The organism is Streptomyces sp. NPDC045695, from assembly GCF_056432025.1.
The window spans coordinates 21,649-39,843 of sequence record NZ_JBWKJU010000036.1 but is presented as its reverse complement, the minus strand read 5'-3'; the positions used below and the strand labels follow the sequence as shown (position 1 = coordinate 39,843).

At 69.2% G+C, this 18,195-nt stretch carries 15 protein-coding genes and 3 pseudogenes; 12 read left to right on the top strand and 6 right to left on the bottom strand.

Annotated elements, in window-relative coordinates:
- Nucleotides 1-91: 91 nt before the first annotated feature.
- The gene (locus tag AC07DU_RS33320; protein ID WP_479115630.1) at nt 92-490 is read right to left on the bottom strand and encodes a hypothetical protein; all 399 of its coding nucleotides are present in this window, start codon (nt 488-490) and stop codon (nt 92-94) included.
- A 298-nt stretch (nt 491-788) separates the two neighbouring features.
- On the opposite strand from AC07DU_RS33320, the gene AC07DU_RS33315 reads away from it, so the two are divergent.
- The 5 genes from AC07DU_RS33315 to AC07DU_RS33295 all read left to right on the top strand — a co-directional run bounded on the left by AC07DU_RS33315 (nt 789) and on the right by AC07DU_RS33295 (nt 5,217).
- Nucleotides 789-1,085, top strand: coding sequence for a DUF3592 domain-containing protein (locus tag AC07DU_RS33315; RefSeq protein WP_479115628.1), 297 nt, complete (start codon nt 789-791; stop codon nt 1,083-1,085).
- Nucleotides 1,086-1,390: 305 nt separating this feature from the next.
- On the top strand, nt 1,391-1,780 hold the full coding sequence (locus AC07DU_RS33310) for a hypothetical protein (RefSeq protein WP_360903804.1): 390 nt from the start codon (nt 1,391-1,393) through the stop codon (nt 1,778-1,780).
- A 428-nt stretch (nt 1,781-2,208) separates the two neighbouring features.
- Nucleotides 2,209-4,242: a hypothetical protein gene (locus tag AC07DU_RS33305; RefSeq protein ID WP_479115626.1), complete on the top strand. Its 2,034-nt coding sequence runs from the start codon at nt 2,209-2,211 to the stop codon at nt 4,240-4,242.
- Nucleotides 4,243-4,311: 69 nt separating this feature from the next.
- A complete protein-coding gene (locus AC07DU_RS33300) occupies nt 4,312-4,791 on the top strand; it encodes a hypothetical protein (protein WP_479115624.1) in 480 nt (159 codons plus the stop codon).
- A 225-nt stretch (nt 4,792-5,016) separates the two neighbouring features.
- Nucleotides 5,017-5,217: a hypothetical protein gene (locus AC07DU_RS33295; protein ID WP_479115622.1), complete on the top strand. Its 201-nt coding sequence runs from the start codon at nt 5,017-5,019 to the stop codon at nt 5,215-5,217.
- A 378-nt stretch (nt 5,218-5,595) separates the two neighbouring features.
- Here AC07DU_RS33295 and AC07DU_RS33290 read toward each other — a convergent pair whose 3' ends face one another.
- Entirely contained in the window at nt 5,596-6,324 is a 729-nt protein-coding gene (locus AC07DU_RS33290) for a hypothetical protein (protein ID WP_479115620.1), read from the bottom strand.
- Between the two features lie 77 nt (nt 6,325-6,401).
- Nucleotides 6,402-6,554, bottom strand: a pseudogene (locus AC07DU_RS33285) (transposase); the annotation flags it as partial.
- Nucleotides 6,555-7,010: 456 nt separating this feature from the next.
- Between AC07DU_RS33285 and AC07DU_RS33280 the strand changes: the two are divergent.
- Nucleotides 7,011-7,763 (top strand): ASCH domain-containing protein, encoded by a 753-nt coding sequence (locus AC07DU_RS33280; RefSeq protein WP_479115618.1) that lies wholly within the window; start codon nt 7,011-7,013, stop codon nt 7,761-7,763.
- A gap of 207 nt (nt 7,764-7,970) precedes the next feature.
- Here the strand turns inward: AC07DU_RS33280 and AC07DU_RS33275 are convergent, their stop codons facing one another.
- The gene (locus AC07DU_RS33275) at nt 7,971-8,174 is read right to left on the bottom strand and encodes a hypothetical protein (RefSeq protein WP_479115616.1); all 204 of its coding nucleotides are present in this window, start codon (nt 8,172-8,174) and stop codon (nt 7,971-7,973) included.
- Nucleotides 8,175-8,852: 678 nt separating this feature from the next.
- On the opposite strand from AC07DU_RS33275, the gene AC07DU_RS33270 reads away from it, so the two are divergent.
- Both AC07DU_RS33270 and AC07DU_RS33265 read left to right on the top strand, forming a co-directional pair.
- On the top strand, nt 8,853-10,085 hold the full coding sequence (locus AC07DU_RS33270) for a glycosyltransferase (protein ID WP_479115636.1): 1,233 nt from the start codon (nt 8,853-8,855) through the stop codon (nt 10,083-10,085).
- 148 nt (nt 10,086-10,233) lie between these two features.
- A pseudogene (locus AC07DU_RS33265) lies at nt 10,234-10,934 on the top strand (IS5 family transposase); the annotation flags it as partial.
- Between the two features lie 6 nt (nt 10,935-10,940).
- On the opposite strand, the gene AC07DU_RS33260 reads toward AC07DU_RS33265, so the two are convergent.
- Complete coding sequence (locus tag AC07DU_RS33260) at nt 10,941-11,576, bottom strand: TetR/AcrR family transcriptional regulator (protein WP_479115634.1); 636 nt, start codon at nt 11,574-11,576, stop codon at nt 10,941-10,943.
- 64 nt (nt 11,577-11,640) lie between these two features.
- Here AC07DU_RS33260 and AC07DU_RS33255 point away from each other — a divergent pair.
- The 3 genes and pseudogenes from AC07DU_RS33255 (at nt 11,641) to AC07DU_RS33245 (ending at nt 15,170) form a co-directional block, all read left to right on the top strand.
- Nucleotides 11,641-12,901: pseudogene (locus tag AC07DU_RS33255) on the top strand (beta-ketoacyl-[acyl-carrier-protein] synthase family protein).
- 686 nt (nt 12,902-13,587) lie between these two features.
- Nucleotides 13,588-14,631 (top strand): AraC-like ligand-binding domain-containing protein, encoded by a 1,044-nt coding sequence (locus AC07DU_RS33250; protein WP_479115632.1) that lies wholly within the window; start codon nt 13,588-13,590, stop codon nt 14,629-14,631.
- A 71-nt stretch (nt 14,632-14,702) separates the two neighbouring features.
- Nucleotides 14,703-15,170 carry a hypothetical protein gene (locus AC07DU_RS33245; RefSeq protein WP_360904054.1) on the top strand — a complete coding sequence of 156 codons (468 nt, stop codon included), beginning with the start codon at nt 14,703-14,705 and terminating at the stop codon, nt 15,168-15,170.
- A gap of 1,644 nt (nt 15,171-16,814) precedes the next feature.
- Here the strand turns inward: AC07DU_RS33245 and AC07DU_RS33240 are convergent.
- The gene (locus AC07DU_RS33240) at nt 16,815-17,354 is read right to left on the bottom strand and encodes a GNAT family N-acetyltransferase (protein ID WP_479115614.1); all 540 of its coding nucleotides are present in this window, start codon (nt 17,352-17,354) and stop codon (nt 16,815-16,817) included.
- Between the two features lie 259 nt (nt 17,355-17,613).
- Here AC07DU_RS33240 and AC07DU_RS33235 point away from each other — a divergent pair, with 259 nt between their 5' ends.
- Nucleotides 17,614-17,934: a hypothetical protein gene (locus AC07DU_RS33235; RefSeq protein WP_479038593.1), complete on the top strand. Its 321-nt coding sequence runs from the start codon at nt 17,614-17,616 to the stop codon at nt 17,932-17,934.
- Nucleotides 17,935-18,195 lie beyond the last annotated feature (261 nt).

Sequence of the window (18,195 nt, the reverse complement as noted above, 5' to 3'; positions counted from 1 at the left end):
GGAACAACACCCACAGCTCATCCGGGACCAGCCGCTCAACCAAGTCCTTCATGCACGGTCCAACGAACGATCACGCCATAAGAAACGACGTCTAAGAGTGCCCCCGTGGGCGGCCGCGTTCGACGGGGACCTCGGGCGGCCAAAAGCCATGAGCGATGAGGTGCGCCACGGCATGGCCGGCCGCCTCGAAGGTGACGGTCTCGCGGTCGGCGTGGGTGCCGCTCTGCCCATTGGACAAGGGGTAGCCGCCGGAAGAGCCTGTGCCGCGCGGATCGATGAGGTGTTCGCCGAGGTCGCCGTTCTCGTTCAGCAAGACGACCCTGGCGCGCTGGCCGTTGGTGACCACAGTCAGGATGTGCCCCGCCTCATTCTCGAATCGCGTCTCCTGCGTGGCCCAGTCCCACCGGTGTCGAAGGAGCTGCCGAGCCTCCTCGCCGGAGTAGGAATGGTCAGCAGAACCCTGCAGGTGCCAGCGGCTGGTGTGAGACAAGGTGCTCCTCGGTCGGTCTGGCAGCTCCTGACCATTCTCGACCCTGAGCGCGCGCCGAGGGCTTGGGTGAGTCGGCTGCCTTCGGCATGTTCAGCGTCCAGGTCGATGACATGCCGAGGGCACGTCTGTACCCGGCAACCAATGTCCCCACTTGCGCGTCGGACACCACATGGAACGCGAATGGCTCTTCTCGCTCATACCGCTGCTGATCGGCGTGAGCTTCCTCTGCGCTGGTGGGTATGGACTCCGCCGCGCCCGCGCGCTCCGACGCACCGGAATCACTGCGGTAGGCCGAGTTGTGCGTCACGACACCCGGCGAGACGACGACGGAGCCAAGTACCACCACCCTGTCGTCGCCTGGACGACCCGGGACGGCCGCGACTGCACGTACCCCTCCAGCTTCGGCCGCGGCACCGTTCTCCACGGCTACGGCATGGGCAACTCCGTCACGGTCCTCTACGACGAGAAGAACCCCCGCCGCTTCGAGATCCGAGGCTGGGACAATCCGTCGATCTACCTGGTATTCACCGCCGTCGGAGCGGCGCTCACAGCGGGCACCCTGTCCGTTCTCCTGGTCTTGCTGATCACTGCCTGAGCACCAGGGGCGCCCGCCAGGAAAGTTGGACCGATTGGGGTGGGTGCATGCTCGGTGCGGTTGCCTCGCTGGGGTGCTTCGCGGGGTTTTGGTATGTGATCGTGTGGCTGGCTTCTACCGTCGCGGGTGACGAGCCCGCCGAGGTGCGGGGGCGTTGAGGCGATAGTGGGCGGAAGCGGCGCCGTCGTTGATGGCCGCGTTGCAGGCCAGAGCGGACAAGGCCCAGATGTGGGCCGGGCGGGACGGTGGCTGCGGGCCCACCGGATTTCCGGGCGGTCGGGCCGTCAGCTAACTAGGATTGGCCCATGACTAGTCGACGTCAGCTGATACTTCGCCTGTCACTGCCCCTGCCCCTGCTGTTGGCGTCCACGCTCTCCCTGGCGGCCTGCAGCTCGACGCCCTCCAAGGCCACGGTGGCGGCGCGCGAGTTTGCCAAGTCCGCCTGCGCCTCCCTGCAGCAGCTGACCGACCACCTCGCCCGCCCCCGGCCGTCAAATCTGACCGACCCCTACTACCAGACCGCCGAGCAGTACCTGAACACGGCGACCAACCGCGCCGCCGACGCGGCTCAACAGGACCACGGCTATCAGGAGTTCGCCGATACCCTGCACCGGGCGGCCGAGACCTGGCAGGTCACCTTCACGCTGGACGAGGCCGAGCCGCTGATCCAGGAGGCGCGGAAGGAGAAGTGCTGACGCTCTCGACGTGAACCTAGTCGGGTGCAGATCTTCTGGGTGTGCCTGTTCGTCCTGGCTGACCTGCCGTTGCCCCTTCCAGCCCCTCAGGCCGAACCCCTGGTGCTCGGACCACTCCTTCGAGCAGGAGTTCACCAGAGGCTGTGACCAGTGGGGATGTGCGGCATGCGGAACCTCCGTGGCCCACCTCGAGCCGTCCCGCGCCCGCCAGTGGTGCTCGGGCACCTGCCGGCAAAGAGCGGTCCTCCGGCGAGCCGGACTCCGGGAGCGCGCAGCTCAAGCCCCTGCCGGTCCAGCTTCGCTGGCACAGGTCACGTAGGTCCGGGGGCAAGCGGGCAGGTACAAAAACTGGTCGGCTCCCACTGTCACACCGCGCATATTCCACACACCTGTAGCAGGTGACAGCGGATCTCACGCGGGAGTTGCTCGTGACCCGCATCCTGACCCCGTACACGCCCCGGCAGCAGTGGGGCCTTCGCGCGACCGATACCGACCTTGCCCCGGTTGCCCTTCGCCAGATGGCCCCGGGTGAGTCCGGGGAAACCGCCCGAGCCGAGCTCACCGACTCCCGGCACCTCATCCCGATGCCCGCGCCCGGACAGGTCCGAGGCGAGGCACGGGTCTTCCAGGCGCTCATCGCCGCCTACGGCCGCCACCGCCCCATCCTCACTGGCGGCCCGTTCGGCATCCGCAGTCTCACCCCCCGCACCGACGAACTGGTGGTGAGTATCGCGCCCTCCCAGCTGGACCGGTGGATCGACGCTCTCGCCTACCGGCAGAGCGGATCCGGCGTCGCAGGCCTGCGCTGGGCTGGCCACCGCGACGGGATCGTCCTGACGCTGGCCGGAACGAGGATGCTCCTCGCCGACATCAGCGAGACGACTTGGCGTGCTGCCCTCGGACGCCGCTCCGCCGACCAGAGCAGCCTGATGCCGCACTGGATCCCCCAGCTCACCGGCGAGGCCGAGCACACTGCCGCTCAGGACGCCGAACTCGCAGGTGACTGCGACCATCTCAGCGCCACCTTGCGCCGGATCCGGCTCGTCGACCCGCTCACCCGCAGCAGCGGGCACGTCCACCTGTTCACCTCCCGCCACAGCGGCGACCTCCACCTGATCGAGGCGTGCGAGGCCACCCCCACCGTCCTGCCGCTGTGGGCCTCCCGGTCCCTGCCCCTGGCCCTGTGGCCCGTCGGCCCGCTCCCCGCGCCGGGCCCGGCGGATCTGCGCGCTGCCCTGCTCGACCTCCTCGCCGAGATCGAACCCGCCTACACCCCCTCCCGCTCCACCGGCCACCGCGCCGCGCGCGCCCTGTGCCACCTCGCCGGACTGAAGCACCGCGCCCGACCTTGTCCAGGCCGCCGAGCACGCTCTCGACGTCGCCACCCACGTCCTCGCCGATCCCGCCCACGCCAGCGTGTACGCGGCCGGCGGCTGGGCAGGCAGCTGCCGCACGTACCCCGAAGGCACCGTCCACGGCACCGACCCTGCCTCCCGCCCGGCGCCGAAACCGCCATCGACCTCCCCGAGGAAGCTCTCCAGCGCCTCGGCGAGCACTTCTCCAGCCAGTCGCCAGACTCCTCGCGCACCGACCTGGTCACCGCCGGCCAGGAAGAACTCGTCCACCTGCTCGACTGGGCGCTCGCCGCGGCCACCCGCCCCTCCAGCCATCGGGCCTGGAACCTCAACCGGGCCGACGGCACGCTGCAGCACACGCAGCCGCTGCCGGACCGCGAGGGCACCTTGACCCTGACCGCCAGCACCACCGGCGTCTACCGCGTCAGCCTGGACGGACTCGGGCTTGTCGGCCTGGCCGACGAGGACGACACGGTGGAGTGGGAACGTGAGGCCGCGCCCTCGCAGAGCGCCGCTGTCCTGCTGGCCGAGCACGCCGCGATCGAGGCGGCGGTCTGCCTGCCCTTCCAGCGCGAGCACCGCAAGCAGCGCCTCGTGCTGCCCACCGTGGTGGCGGACGAGCCCACGATCCGGTCCGTCCTCGCCGGAGCCGATCACGTCCTGGGGTTCTTCACCCTCGCCGGCGTCCTCGGTCACCTCCACGACCGCGAGGCATCCGCCCACGGGGCCGCCGACGGCCACTGGCGAACCGATCCTCATGCCGACACCCCGGGCGACCACCCGGCCACCCTCACCGCTCTCATCAGTGACTGGTTCGAGGTGCCCTCCCCCCACGACGCCGAAGCCGCGAACACCGCCTCGGTCGACAGCCCCGCCTACCTCCGCCACCTCGCTGCCCACCGCGCGGCGCTCGACCCGTTCGTCACCCGCTACCTCGCCGCAGCCGACAGCCTCACCGGCGCGCGTACCTTCGAAGAGCGTCACGTCGCCGGCTTCGCAGCCCTGCGCACCACGGACCTGTCCGCCTCTCCTGCCAGGAGGTTCGCCCCGTCCGGGAAGGACTTCTCCGTCTGGTCAGGTCCATCCCGCAGAACTCCGCCCAACTGACCGCCTGGTACGAGATGTAACTCGACCAGTCCTGACACCCGCCGACCCTGGAAGAAGGAGAACCGCACGATGAGCGATCAATCGTCAGACCCGGCACTGTTCACCGGCCGCATCGCACGCGGCAAGGCGCGGCTGCCGGCCGACGCCGACGCCGGCCAGGTGGCGGCCATGCTGAGGCGCGCCCTGCACACCGTCGAATGCCGCGAGCTCGGGCCGGAAGCCGCCCAGCAGCAGTTCGGACCGTTCGCGGAGACCGTGGAGGGGGGCGTGACCGTGTTCCTGGACGAGGACGATCTCCGGGCCCGCCATCCCGGCCACGAAGAGCTGCACCAACTGGCGCGCGCGGTGCGTGAGCGAGGACCGGCCGTGGACGTCGCTCTGGTGTCGCCGATGCCCTCCGTCCTGCTCCTGCACGAGATGTCCCATGTCGTCGGCAAGGCGGCCGAACCGGTCCAGGGTACGGCGGGTCGGCTGTACGAGCCGCGACGGCCGCTGCGACCGGTCCGGTGGCACCCGAGCGGTGCCCGCGCGGCGGCGGACGACCGATGACGTCTGGGGCGGGAGGCCGCAGCGCCGCGCGAGCCGCAGCGCAATCCGAACCCGCGACTGTCCCAGGGGCGGCGAGCGCCGATCTGGAGGTGAGGAGGCCTGACCTGCGGAAGCGGCCCAAGGAAATCTCTTTCGGCCGCAGTTCGGAAACTGGATACGCTGTCGCCGCCGGCCTGTGTGCCGGCCTTCAACCGGACAGGGCCCGTGACCAACCAGGGGGACCAGATGACCACCACGAAGACTTCACGCACGGCAGCACCCGCGTCTGCCGGAACCCCGGGCAAGCCCGTCGTCTACTTCAGCGACGAGGCATCCGCCGTGATGGCGCCCCTCCCCGGCCCTGCCCGGCGCCTGCACTCGCCCCTGGAGATCCTGACGTGGCAGGCGCCCCCCGCCTTGGAGGACGAGGACGACGACCAGCGGTGACGGCACTGGCGGGGGCCTGGCCGTCGCCGTGCAACGGCGGTTGAAGACAACCGCGCAGGCCCGCGCCGTCGGGAGCCGGGCGGGGAACCGGGGGTGTGTGGTGCCGTGGCAAACCGGCACCACAACCGCCCCCGGCGAGCGTCCGCACCTCATCGGCGTGAGGCCGATGGAGGGCGTCAGTCGGACAGTCTTCACCGGCACGGGCTGGCAGGTCCTCAACCAGCACCTCAACGACGCGCGGGCCCTGGTGTCCGACCTGCGTTCCCACGCTGAACGGGAAGCACTGAACCGCACCCCAAGGCCATCACGTTCTGCTATATGACGGGTAGCGGCAGCTATACGAGAACAGGGCCGTCACAGCGGAGGCACGGTTTGGTGTCACCGTTTGGATGCTCGGCGACCATTGCCGAAGCGGCCGGAAGCGAACGCGACCAATGTCTTGCGGAAGGGGGTGAAGATCACGCCCAAGGCTGCAAGCACTGCGCCTGCGGCAATGATCCACTCCTTAGCCTCGCCGACGCGGTGCCAGAAGGTGTTGTTGACGGTCATGGCGATGTGGATCGGTGGTGTCGTGCGGGCGAGGATGTTCTCGGTATCGCCCTGGTATGTCTCGACCACCAGGTTCAGCTGGTACTGGCCGGGCTTGCGCGGGGTGAGGTTCCAGCGCCACTCCACCCTGTCCTGTCGACTGGAGAGCAACTGGCGGCTCGATCCGATCGGCTCCACTTTGACGTCCCCGCGGGGCTCGGACAAATGTGCTCCCTGGACTCCGCCAACAGGCAGCTCGCGAGTGTCCTCGGCCGCCTCGCGGGGCGGTAGCAGGTCGGGGGAGTCGGCCTCGGGGCCGGCGAGAGTGGCAGAGAATTCCACCGAGTCGCCGACGTCCACCGACGGCAGCGATCCGTATTTCAGCAGCCCGGTGAAAAGCGCGGCCCGGTCGCGAGCAGCCTTCTGCTGGAAGACAACCTGGCCCCCCGAATCCGCCGGAAGCAACGGGTCAAGCTCCCCTGATCCCGGTTGCACCATCAGCGCGAAGCAGGACACGACGACGATCGCTGAGGCGGCTGCCGCTACCCATAGCCAGACCTGCCGTGTCGCCCGGTGCACAATCGGACTGTAGCCCGCGACGCGCCAGGCTCCTTTCAACCGGGCCGTATTCGCGAGGACGGCTTGGATCCGACGGTTCTCTCCACCGCCTCGGTGATGTTCCGCAACAGATGCCAGGCATCTGCGACCTGCATCGCCTGCGGGGCACCGGTTCGTGCCCCCTCCGCGTAGGGGCCTGCCCGGTCCCGACGGATCACCTTCACTTCCGGGTGCCGACGATGCCATGCGGCCTGGACTGTAGTGATCGTCGAGTCCGGTTCGGTCGGGTTCTGCCGCTGGCAGAAAAGCGTGCGTGTCCCTCGTGTCCCTCTGAAATACGGGGCCGAGCGCTCAGGATTCAAGATCATCTCGTTGCCCCTTTGGCGCGTACCTCGGTCACACCCCACCGACGTGCAGCACACCGCTGCCGCCTTCACCGTCGGCATCAATGGGCCACCACAGTCACGGCAGAACCGCGGCCCGGGATCGTCGTCCGTGACCACGACCAGCCTCAGCCAGGGCGCTCCATCCCTCCCGCGGGACCACCAGAGGGCCCATCAGAGGGGCCCAGTCAAGGCAAGCCGAAATCCCGTGGAGCCCAGCTGCATGGAGTGGAATGATCTTGGCGACTGCTGACGAAAGGGAAGGCTGAAAACGTGTACGTACCGTCATCTGCACGAGCTCTCGATAATGACGAGCGTGAGCTCGTGGAGCTGGCACGCCGCACCATAGACGCGCATACGGACGCTGGGCCCGACGAAGACGGGATCCACACGATGGGGGCTGCGGTCATGGCCGCCGACTACCGGATGTTCGCTGGCGTGAACCTCTACCACTTCACCGGCGGACCCTGCGCCGAACTCGTGGCTCTGGGAACCCCACGAGCCCAGGGCGCCCGCCAGATGCGCTGCATCGTTGCCGTGGGAAACCACGGGCGAGGGGTCATCGGCCCGTGCGGGCGCGATCGGCAGGTCTTCGTGGACTACTACCCCACCATGCGCGTCATCGTGCCCACGCCCGCGGGGCCCAGGTCCGTTCTCGCCGCCGACCTGATGCCGCTGACTCAGCGATGGACCCCGGAAGGCATGAACGGTCTCGACCCATCGCTCTACCAAGACCCTGAGACGGCCGGTCCCCCGATCATCCGGTTCAACCCCCGCTACCTTGAAGACGTCCGCTCTGGCGCCAAGACAAAGACCACCCGCTTCCGGGACCCGGCTCAGCTCGGGCCGGCACGGCTGGTGTTTGAAAGCGACCCCGAAGTCGTCCTGCCGGCAGAGGTGACCGGCATCAGGCACTGCCTGGTCAGTGACCTCACCAACCAGGACGCCCAAGCCGAGGGGCTGACGACCGCAGCCGAACTCCGGGACGGCCTCAAGGGCCACTACCCAGATCTGGCGGAAACCGACGAAGTCGACGTAATCACCTTCCAGATCCACGACAAGACAGGCGCCGCCTAAACCGCGGAGGCACCAGCGACGACTGGGAGGACCGCAGCAGCCAAGAAGACGACCACAGCAGCGAAGGAGACGGCAGCGAAGAAGACGAAGAAGACTCTGAAGCTGGTCAACGCATGATGACGCCCGACCGGTTGGGGTGGGATGCGGCCAAGGATCACGCCAGTGAGTTCTCGCTGCGGGGGGGGGCGCCCCCGCAGAGCGATCCGGCTACCGCAGAGCGATCCTGTTGAGCCTCTTGTAGGAGCCGGTCGACAGCGGCAGGGGAGCACGCATCCCAGCCGGGCCAGCCACACCGGTGGCCGCTGGTGCCGCCGTGGCGGCGGGGGCGGAATGCGCGGCCGAAGCCGCGAGAAGGGGAAGGGCGCAGAGGGCGAGCGCGGGCAGACCGTGCAGCATCAGGTTCTTGATCACAAAGGCGGGTCTAGTGGACCCGACACCCGCCCTGACAGACCCTCGGCGACAACTCATCCGCGCGGGCGGTCGGATTCACCGCAGAAACGAGCCTGCGCCCTCTACCTCGTCCGGGTCGAGGTAGCCGCCCTCACCAGCACCCCTGCCGCCTCACAGCGTGTGTCCGCTTCGGGTGTCCACCGCCGCCGCAACCGCCGCGTCCTTGCCTCGGACACAGCGCGCGAGTTCCGAACAGCGTGTCTGTGCTCACTGTGGAAACGCAGGATTGACCAGACCGGACACCGCCTTCGGCGAGCCGGGCATCTCGGGGCCGGGCCCCGGCGCAGTATCGAGCAACACGGCGGGCAGCGACGGCCCCAGTGGCGCCGGCCAGGCGCCGCGCCAGGGAGCCAGGGCGAGACGACCCACCCGTAGCCGGCCCCCGGGCCGCCACCGTTCACCGTCCCGCACTGCTGCAAGCGGAGGGGGCAAGGGCTGCGTCGGCAAGCACCCTGTGCCGTGGGAGCGTTGGCCAGACGATCCGCCTCACGCCGCCAACGACGGCCACGGCCCGATCGCCTGGTTCGCCGCGTATGCGGCCGCGTACGGGTAACTGCCAGACACCGACACCCATGTCAGCGTGAACGAACTGCCGTCGCCGTCAATCGACGGCATACTGACTTCATGCGGGTAGCGGTGATGACGGCGGGATCGCACGGCGACGTAGCGCCCTTCACAGGACTTGGGCACGGCCTCGCGCTGGCGGGCCACGACGTCACTCTGGTGACCCACGCGCGCTTCGCCTCGATGGCTGCCACGGCGGGGCTTGGATTCCATGCGCTGCCGGTCGACCCCCACGCCGAGCTGCATTCCCCCCAAGGCCGGGCCCTGCACGACAGCGCAACCGGCGCCGGCAAGCTCCTGAAACTCGTCTCTCTGGCCCGCAGGGCACTCGCAGAGATGGCCGACGAGCTCCTCAGGGCCGCCCAGTCCAGCGAGGTGCTGCTGTTGTCCGGCTCGCTGGGCCCCATCGGCCACACCATCGCCGAGGGACTGGGGCTTGCGAGCATGGGCGTCTACCTCCAGCCCCTGTCCACCACGCGCGAGTTCCCGCCCCCGGTGGTCGGCACCCGCTCCTGCGGAACGTCGGGGAACCGGCTCGCCGGACGAGTCGTGAGCGCCGCCCTGGAGCGCATTTTCGCTGACACGGCGCGCGACCTGCGGTCGCGGCTCGGTCTTCCCCCTACTTCGTCGCGAGCGGCCCGCCACGCCCGCGAACGGCAGAACTGGCCGATCCACCACGGCTTCAGCCCGCTGGTTGTGCCCCGTCCGCGCGACTGGCGTACGGGCCTCAGCATCAGCGGATACTGGTGGCCGCACGTCCCCCCTCGGCCCTGGCCGCCCCAACTGACCGACTTCCTGGCAGCCGGCCCACCGCCCGTCTTCGTCGGCCTGGGGAGCGCGACGGTGCCAGACCCCGAGCGCCTGAGCAACGCGATCGTGCACGCTCTGCGCCGGGCCGGGCTACGCGGTGTGATCCAACGCGGTTGGGGCGGGCTGCACGCCGAAGACCACGACATGCTCACCATCGACGAGGTACCGCACTCCACCCTCTTCCCGAAGATGGCCGCCGTGGTTCACCATGCCGGTGCCGGCACCACCGCAGCAGGCCTGCGGGCAGGAATCCCAGCCATCCCGGTACCCATCCAGTTCGACGCGGCCTTCTGGTCGACGCGCCTGACCGCCCTCGGTGTTGCGCCTGCCCCTGTCCCCTTGCGCAGGCTCAGTTCCGCGGCACTGACCGATGCCCTGGTGAAGGTCACCACGGATCCGTCGTACCGCCGACGCGCCACCGACCTGGCAGGACGCATCCGGGCAGAAGACGGCACACAAGCGGTTGTGGCGACCGTGAACCGGATCGCAGGGGGTTGAATGGGCGTGATGCCCAGGTGAACACCCGGCCTTCCCAGCAAAGGCCACCTTCCGAAGCGCTGGACAACTGCTCCTGACGCGTGGACGCCGAATCCTGGTCCTCCTCGCGCAAGCGGAACTCACACGTAGATTGACCAGCGTCCGCTCCTGGATGGACCTGCCCGAGCAGTTCGGGTCGTGGAAGGGCGCCCACAACCGGCTGCGGAGGTGGGCCGCCGACGGGACCTGGGAGAAGGTCTTCACCGCGCTGCTCGCGCAGGCCGATGCCGAAGGCGATCTCGACTGGGTCGTGGCGGTCGACTCGACCATCGTCCGTGCCCACCAGCACGCCGCCGGGGCCCGTCAAAAGGGGCCCCGGAAGGCGAGCCGGACGACCATGCCCTCGGACGGTCCCGCGGCGGACTGACCACGAAGATCCACCTGGCCGCCGACAGCCGTTACAGGCCGCTGGCCTTCGTCGTCACACCTGGCCAGGCCGGTGACGCACCCGCGTTCCCCCAGGTCATGGCTCGCTTACGGGTTTCTCGGCCTGCTGGCAGGCCGCGGGCGGCCCCGGACACGGTCCTGGCCGACAAGGCGTACTCGTCCTGCGCGATCCGTGCTCACCTGCGTCGGCGCGGGATCCGGGCGGTGATCCCGCAGCCCGCCGACCAGGCCGCCCATCGCAAACGTCTCGGCAGCCGCGGTGGCAGGCCACCTGCCTTCGACCGCGAGGGCTACAAGCAACGGAACACCGTCGAGCGGTGCATCGACAAGCTCAAGCAGTGGCGCGGCCTGGCCACCAGATACGACAAGACCGCCACCATCTACCTCGCCGGACTCCACCTCGCCGCCATCTTCGTCTGGTCAGCAAGGTCATCCCAAAGAATCGGCCCAACCGGGATCGGATTCGTCGTGGATGGTCAATGCTCCGGCGAGGTCGAGATCGGCGACGGTGCCGTGTGCCCCGGCGCGGACGAGCAGCACTGCGCCGAGCGCGGTGCTCCAGAACGTCCTGGCTTCCACGTTGAGCGGTCGATGGGCCTTCCAGCCGCGACTGTCGATGAGCTGGCTCACGAAGCGCTCGGATTGCCGGAACAGCAACTGGAGGTGCTGGTCGACCACGGGGGCGAGTTCAGGCTTGGAGATCCCGGCGGCGAGAGCTCGCGTGACGGACGGGAGCGAGGGCATGGCCAGTACGGCGCGGGCGATATTGCGCCGAAATGTCACCGCATCAGGGGCTTGACGGCCGATGCGCTCAATCCGGCGGGCATCGTGCAGCAAGCCGAGGAAGGCGGCGTGCACGAGGAGCGAGTCCTTTGAGCCGAAGTAGTAGGTGACCTGATTGGGGAAGGCGCCTGCCGCGTGCGCGATCTCCGCGACGCTCACCTCAGCCCCGGGTCGTTCCCTGCAGAGCCGTGCAGCTGCCTCAATGAGCCGGTGCCTCGTCGCGTGACCGCGGTCACGCGTCCCAGCCGACGTTGACCGAGCTTCGGTTCGCTTCTTCTCCACACCCGAATTGTATGTGATACAACAAGGGCGTTCACTTGTATCGCATACAAGAAAGCTTGAGGGCATGCAGCAGACTGAAGTCGTCGTGACCGGACTCGGCGCGATCACACCACTCGGGGCAGACGTGGAGTCCACCTGGAAAGCCCTGCTTGCCGGCGAGTCCGGCATCCGCGGCGGCGTCCTGCATGGCCACGAAGATGCCGGCCTTCCCGACACCGTCGCGGGGACGATGGCGATCGACCCCGCCGAGTCACTGCTTCCGGTGCAGGCCAGGCGGCTCGACCGCTCGCAGCAGGCAGCCCTCACCGCAGCGGCCGAAGCCTGGGCCGATGCCGGTGCCCCAGAGGTGGACCCGGACCGGCTCGCATCAGTGATCGGCACGGGCATCGGGGGCATACGGACGCTGCTGAAGGAAGACGACGTACTGGAGGCCGCCGGGACGCGGCGCGTCTCGCCCCGCACGGTCCCGATGCTCATGCCCAATGCGGCGGCGGCGCTGATCAGTATCGAATACGGTGCACGGGCCGGTGTCTACACCCCCGTCTCGGCGTGCTCTTCCGGTGCCGAGGCGATCGCCCTGGGCGCCCGGCTCATCCGTGCCGGCGAGGCGGACGTGGTCATCGCGGGCGGGACCGAGGCAGCGATCACCCCGATCACCGTCGCCAGCTTCGCCCAAGCACAAGCACTGTCGCGGCACACCGCCGAACCCGCCTCAGCGTCCCGGCCGTTCGCCGCGGACCGCAGCGGATTCGTCCTCAGTGAAGGCGCCGCTGTCATGGTGCTCGAAAGCGCCGAGCACGCCAGCGCCCGGGGCGCGCGTCCACGCGGTGCTCGCTGGCGCTGGCATCGCCGCCGACGCTCACCACATCACGGCACCCGCTGCCGACGGCTCCGGTCAGATCTCGGCTATGCGGAAGGCCCTCGCGCAAGCCGGGTTGGCTCCCGAGGAGATCAGCCACATCAACGCCCACGCCACCGGAACTCCGGTCGGCGACGTTGCCGAGGCACACGCGATCAGGGAGGTCTTCGGCCGCGCCACCGTGACGGCCCCCAAAGCGGCACTCGGTCATCTCTTTGGTGCCGCCGGCGCGATCGAAGCACTCATCGCCGTCCTCAGTGTGGAGCACGGCGTCATCCCGCCGACCCGTAACCTCACCGCGGCCGGCGTCGATCCCGACATCGATCTCGATGTCGTCGCCGAGCGACGAGACGTCCCCCAGGAGGCCGTGCTCAGCAATTCCTTCGGCTTCGGTGGGCAGAACGTCTCGCTCGTCGTCACCGGCGAACGGCACCTTGCGTCCCGTACAGCCTCGACGACACCATGACCCACGCGAACGCACCGTTGTCCGTGGAGGGGCGCCGCCGATAGATCGATCGAAGCTGGGCGGGGGAGTGGAGGTGTCAGCTTCGGGTGTCAACGCACCCCGTTCGATGTCGCACAGGGTGCCGAACGCTGTGCTCGTGATGCGGGGAACCGGCCGGCTGCGGCTAGGTCGGGGCGGTCCGCGCCGATAGGGCGTGCGGGGGCGAGGCCGGGTGGCCAGAGCGCTCTGGCGATAGCAGTACCGGGCCGCCCCAACCCCAGTCCGGGCCGCTTCCGCGCTCGGTCTCAGTCCGGCTGCGCCGGCAAACCTGCTGACCCGGTGCGGCGGCTGGAGTCCCTACCGCCGACCCGTCTGCCGAGCCTCAAGTACGAAGGCGCGAGGCCGTGTCTATAGCGGAGCCCAGGCGCTGGGGCCGGTCGAGGTGCCGCACCAGCGGGGGCGGTGCGCGCCGGCGGACCTGGGGCGCTGGCGGCGTAGTGCATCGCGGCGCAGGTGGCGGGGTCGCGACTCCGCCACCAGTGGCCGGACCGCCACCGCCGAGCAGCCACGACAGCCGCTGGTGACCCAGGCGGACTGTGGCTGGATCGGACTGCCTGCGTCACAGGTCACAGCCCCGCGGGGCGCGCGACGCCATAGGCTCCTCCCGGCGATTTGTCCGCCTGACACGTATAGGGGTGCAGTACAGCATGCTGAGTGAGGTGTCGTTCCGCAGTGAGGACGTTGCCCCGCCGGACCGTTTCGACTACTGGCGTGAGCACCTCTTGAAGGCGTATGCGCCCGCGCAGGTCCTGAGCCGTCATGCCGCCGATTTCGTCGCGACGCAGCGCATCGTGGAGCTGGGACCGGTGCGCTTGTGGACGGTTGAGCACCCGTCGATGACTCTGCGACGGAGTTCGCGACTGATACGGCAGGCCGACCCCGAGATGTACCACCTCTCGATTCCCCTGCGGGGCGCGATGCATGTCGTCGGGTCACGGCGTGCGGCGGAGTACGGCGCGCGTGACGCGGTCCTGCTGGACACCTCCCACCCCCACGTCATGGACGCTTCCGCGTCCGGGGCGCAGGGCCGGATCAAAGGAGTCGGGCTCTTCCTTCCGCGTGACGTACTGCCCCTGCGGGCGAACAGCGTCGGCGAACTGATCAACCGGCCGCTGCCGGGCCGGGACGGCCTGGGCACGCTCCTTGCCCAGTTACTCACCCGGGTACTGACGGACACCTCCTGCTATCGGTTGACGGACGGCCCTCGGCTGGGGAAGGTGGTGATCGACCTGGTGTCCGCGCTGGTGGCCCACGCCCTGGGCAGTGACGACGCCCTCGTACCAGAGACGCGCCGGCACACTCTGCTGCTGCGTATCCGGCAGTACATCCAAGACCATCTGCACGAGCCTGAACTGACACCCCGCTCGGTGGCAGCCGCGCACCACATATCCGTCAGTTATCTGCACCGCATCTTCGAGGGCGAGCAGACCAGCGTCGCTGCCTTGATTCGTCACCAGCGCCTGGAGAGCGCCCGGCGCCACCTCGCCGACCCCGCGCTGCGGAGCATGCCCGTCCACCTCATAGCCGCCCGCTGCGGATTCGCCCGCGCCGCCGACCTGACCCGCGCCTTCCGCGTGGCTTATGGCCTGCCTCCCACGGAATACCGGAACCAGGCGTGTGCCCCTGAGTGGACGCATTGCGAACCGAGTGTGGAGGCTCGGCCAACGACAACGTCGTCCGCTCACGCCTAGTTTGACAACTGTCAAGGCTCCGAGCGCCGCCCGCACCAGCGGCCCGGCGCACTCCGTGGAAGGACTGCAGGATGCCGTCGAAGAAAAGCCCGTTGAGGAAGTCGCTGTCGTCCACCGGGATCGCCCTGGCCGCCCTGGCTCTTTCGGTCACGGTTCTGGGCGGTCAGGCTTCCGCCGATACCATCGAAGGGATCGAGGTCGACGACAGCGTGGTCAGCGAGCACGCCGAGGGCATCACGGCGGCCCTTCCGTGTATCACCAGCACCGGCGTCGTGACGTGCTTCGACAAGGCGGGCGACAAGATCTACGTGAAGGACACGCTGGCCGATGGCAAGTCGGCGGTGGGGCTGTGGCAGACCAACTACGGGCGCACGGGCGGCTGCCGGAACAAGCTGACCGCCGGCAAGTGGGCCGAGTGCAACTACGACATGCGCGAGGAGGGGTACATCCAGCTGCAGAACACCCGGTACGACGCCGAGACCAACACGTTCACCTATCCCAACCCGCGCGTGTACTCCATCTGGCTCCCCATAGGCTGACCACAACGGTCAAGCGAGGCTTTCAGGCTGCCGTCGGGCAGGGTCGGTCGGTGATCCCTGCGGCGTGCCGGTGGATCCGGAGGGCGGGGGCCTGACCACTGGGCGCCGGCGTAACGTGAGCTCCGGCTGCAGGGCCCGGAGGCAGGATCGGGGACGGGGCCCGGCTGCCGGCACGTGGCGCTGAGTGTCCGAGGCGCGAGGATCGGCGTGGATTGCCGGAGACCACCTCACATTCGACGTCCTGCGATACGCGCACTCAGAATTCCGCTCGGACGGTCCTGATGGCGCTCGGCCCCTCCCTCCTTCCCTCAGTGATCAAGCACCTGCCAACCGGGACTGCCCTTGTCCTGCTGCTGGTGTGTACTCCTCATGGCCCAGCAGACCGGTCGGGCGCATGGACACAAAGCGCCAGCGCAGAATCAGGGTCGATCGTGAAGTAGCCCCTCGGGGCCCTGGTGCCGTACGGCGTCAGGGCCCCTCCACGCGCGTCCATGATGAGGCCGGCTTCGCCGACGGTGACGTAGATACCGGAGCAGGTGGCGAGGAGCCCGACCAGGACCAAGACGTCGGGGACGCGGCGCGCACCGCGGACTTCTCGGGCCTCGTCGCTGCGATTGCCCGGCCGCGGGTGAACAGCCCTTGGCGAGACCGACGAGCCTTACGCGTACTGGCGGGCAGCGGCGCTGCTGGAACAATTCGCGCTTCCCACCGCCGGCCGGCCAGAAACGACCCTGAGCGTCCTGGCTGTCCGGGGCCGCATCAAACGAGGCTGAGGGCCGTCAAGGGCTTGCCCGGGGCCCGGCCCGCGGGGCGGGATGCTCCCTAAGCCGCCGCGTCACCGTCTGGGAGGTGGGCAGATCCGAGACGGCCGACGCCACCTCGTCGGCCGTACAGGGGAGGTATGAGACGGAACGGGCAGGACAAGAGAGTGGACTTCGACGTCGCCGCTGCGGCGCTTGGCCGTACGGGCAAGGCGACCACATGGGGCACGCTACGGCCCGGCTCAGCGGCACACATCGCGACCCGGTCGTCACCAGCGGGCCGTTCGCCCGGCCTGCGGGCATCTTGTCCTTCAGCCCTGGCATCGCACGTCATCCGGGCGTTGCGGATGCAGCTTCCGTCCTCGGCCGCCACGACCCTGCGGGCCGCCTGCGCGCGGCCGGCCGGACGGTCCCGCTGAGCCCGGAGCAGGCCCGCCAGGCAGGCGAGCACCTGGCCGGGGCCGCTCCCGGGCACCCGTGGGAGGGTAAGCGGTTCGCTTCGGCGTGGGGGAGCCGTGACGTCCTGGACATGGTGTCGGTCCGTCCGGCGCTGGTGGCGGAGGTCAGCGCGGACCGGTCGGTGGACCGGGCGGGGCCTTCCCGCATCCGCTGCGGTTCAAGCGGCTGCGCGTGGACCTTATGGCGCGGTATGTGCCGGGGTTCGGGGGCGGGGCCGGTTGCGGCCGCCGGGTGAGTGGTGGCCGCGACCGGCGTACGCCGAGAGAAGGGACGTCAGTAGCGTCTTGATCGGCACGGCAGCTTTTCGGCTGTTGCGGCTCGCCGATCGCTGATCAGCGAGGGTGCGTAATCGTCCGCGGGGCGTCAGGTCGGCGCCTTATCACCCCGCCCCATGCCCACATCCAACGCGCCGGGCACGGAGTAGTCATATGATCGCCAGATCGACTCCGTAAGTCAGGCTGCGGACGTACCAGTCGCATTGATTGCCATCGGCTTCCGGAACCCGCTTGTCGTAGGTGAAACCTGACCGTCTCGCGACCGCTGCCGACCGGGAGTTCTCCGGGTCCACCCGGATCACTCCTTGGGTCGCCCCTTCAGCTGCGGCGTACTGGCAGATCAGGCGGACAGCGCGGGTCACCAGTCCCTGACCCCGCCAGGCAGGGTAGAGACCGTAGGAGATGTTGACCTGTCCAGGCACCAAGCCCGCCATCTCGAACCGCAGGTCTATGTAACCCGCCAGCGTTGACTCGGCAGCCACACGGATCCCGAACGCACGCAACGGTCCACGGGTGGCCCACTGCTCGATGCAGTGGCGGAAGTAGACCTCGGTGCCTTCCCGGGTGCCTGGCCCCCCACTGAGCCACCGCACCAGCAGCTCGTCCTCGCCTGCCAGGTGCTCATCGGCGTCGTCCAGGCGCGGAGGAGACAGAGTGACAACGCCATCCGAAAGCTTCACGTCATCCATGCAAACCACCATCGGCCTTGCGGCACCGCACGTTCAAGCAGGTATTCGAGGAGTGGTGCACCGGCGGCGTAGGCCCGGGCGGCAGAAAGCACGACGGGCAGGGGGCGCCTTCGGTAGTTGACCTCCACCTGCCCCCTTGGGCCTCGGGGGGTGGACCACGAGCGGCGCTGGCCGCTACCTGGGGCGCCTCGACGGCTTCGGCCGGGGTGACCTCCCTGCGGGTGTTGCACTCGTCGCTCGCGTGGGGCTCCCTGTTCCCGTGCTTGCGGAGGGTCCGGCTGCAGCCCTGGCGGTGCCCGGCGACGACGAGGATCCGGTCGAACCGGGCGGCATCTCCTGGGCGATCCGGCGCCGTACCGCCCAGCCCGCCCCCGCGCTCAGGCCGCCGAGTCCGGGAACTCTGGCGGGCGGCGCCGCCTCTGAGCAGAAGTTCCACGGGCACCGCGCGCTCCTCTTCACCCCGGCCTCCCCGGGCGGGCGGGTGGTGCTGCAGACCCGCCGCGGGCCGCTGGTACTCCCGGCTGTCGCGGAGTCCGGTCACCGCCCGGGGCCGGCCCCGATCTCTGGCGGTTCGTCCTGACTTCTCGTGGGGGGCTTTGTCATGTCTGAACCCGTCGTGAATCCGTCCTGCTCGTGCCCGCAGCCGTCGCCGGCCCGGCCCGGCCTCTGCTGCGCGGCCTCCCGGTCACCGCCCAGCACCTTCGCGAGGACCGGATCCTCGAAGAGGCCGCGTCACCGGCGCTGCCCCGCAGCACCGATGCGCGGTGTTCAACATCACTCCGGAGACCGGGCTCCGCTACACCCGCGTCTTCCACCCCGACCCCACGGACAGCGACGACTA

Bases quoted from the DNA above. Each gene is read 5' to 3' on its own strand.
- AC07DU_RS33310 (WP_360903804.1), top strand. From the start codon at position 1,391: ATGACTAGTCGACGTCAGCTGATACTTCGCCTGTCACTGCCCCTGCCC.
- AC07DU_RS33300 (WP_479115624.1), top strand. From the start codon at position 4,312: ATGAGCGATCAATCGTCAGACCCGGCACTGTTCACCGGCCGCATCGCA.
- AC07DU_RS33295 (WP_479115622.1), top strand. From the start codon at position 5,017: ATGACCACCACGAAGACTTCACGCACGGCAGCACCCGCGTCTGCCGGA.
- AC07DU_RS33250 (WP_479115632.1), top strand. From the start codon at position 13,588: ATGCTGAGTGAGGTGTCGTTCCGCAGTGAGGACGTTGCCCCGCCGGAC.
- AC07DU_RS33240 (WP_479115614.1), bottom strand. From the start codon at position 17,354: ATGGATGACGTGAAGCTTTCGGATGGCGTTGTCACTCTGTCTCCTCCG.
- AC07DU_RS33270 (WP_479115636.1), top strand. From the start codon at position 8,853: ATGACGGCGGGATCGCACGGCGACGTAGCGCCCTTCACAGGACTTGGG.
- AC07DU_RS33245 (WP_360904054.1), top strand. From the start codon at position 14,703: ATGCCGTCGAAGAAAAGCCCGTTGAGGAAGTCGCTGTCGTCCACCGGG.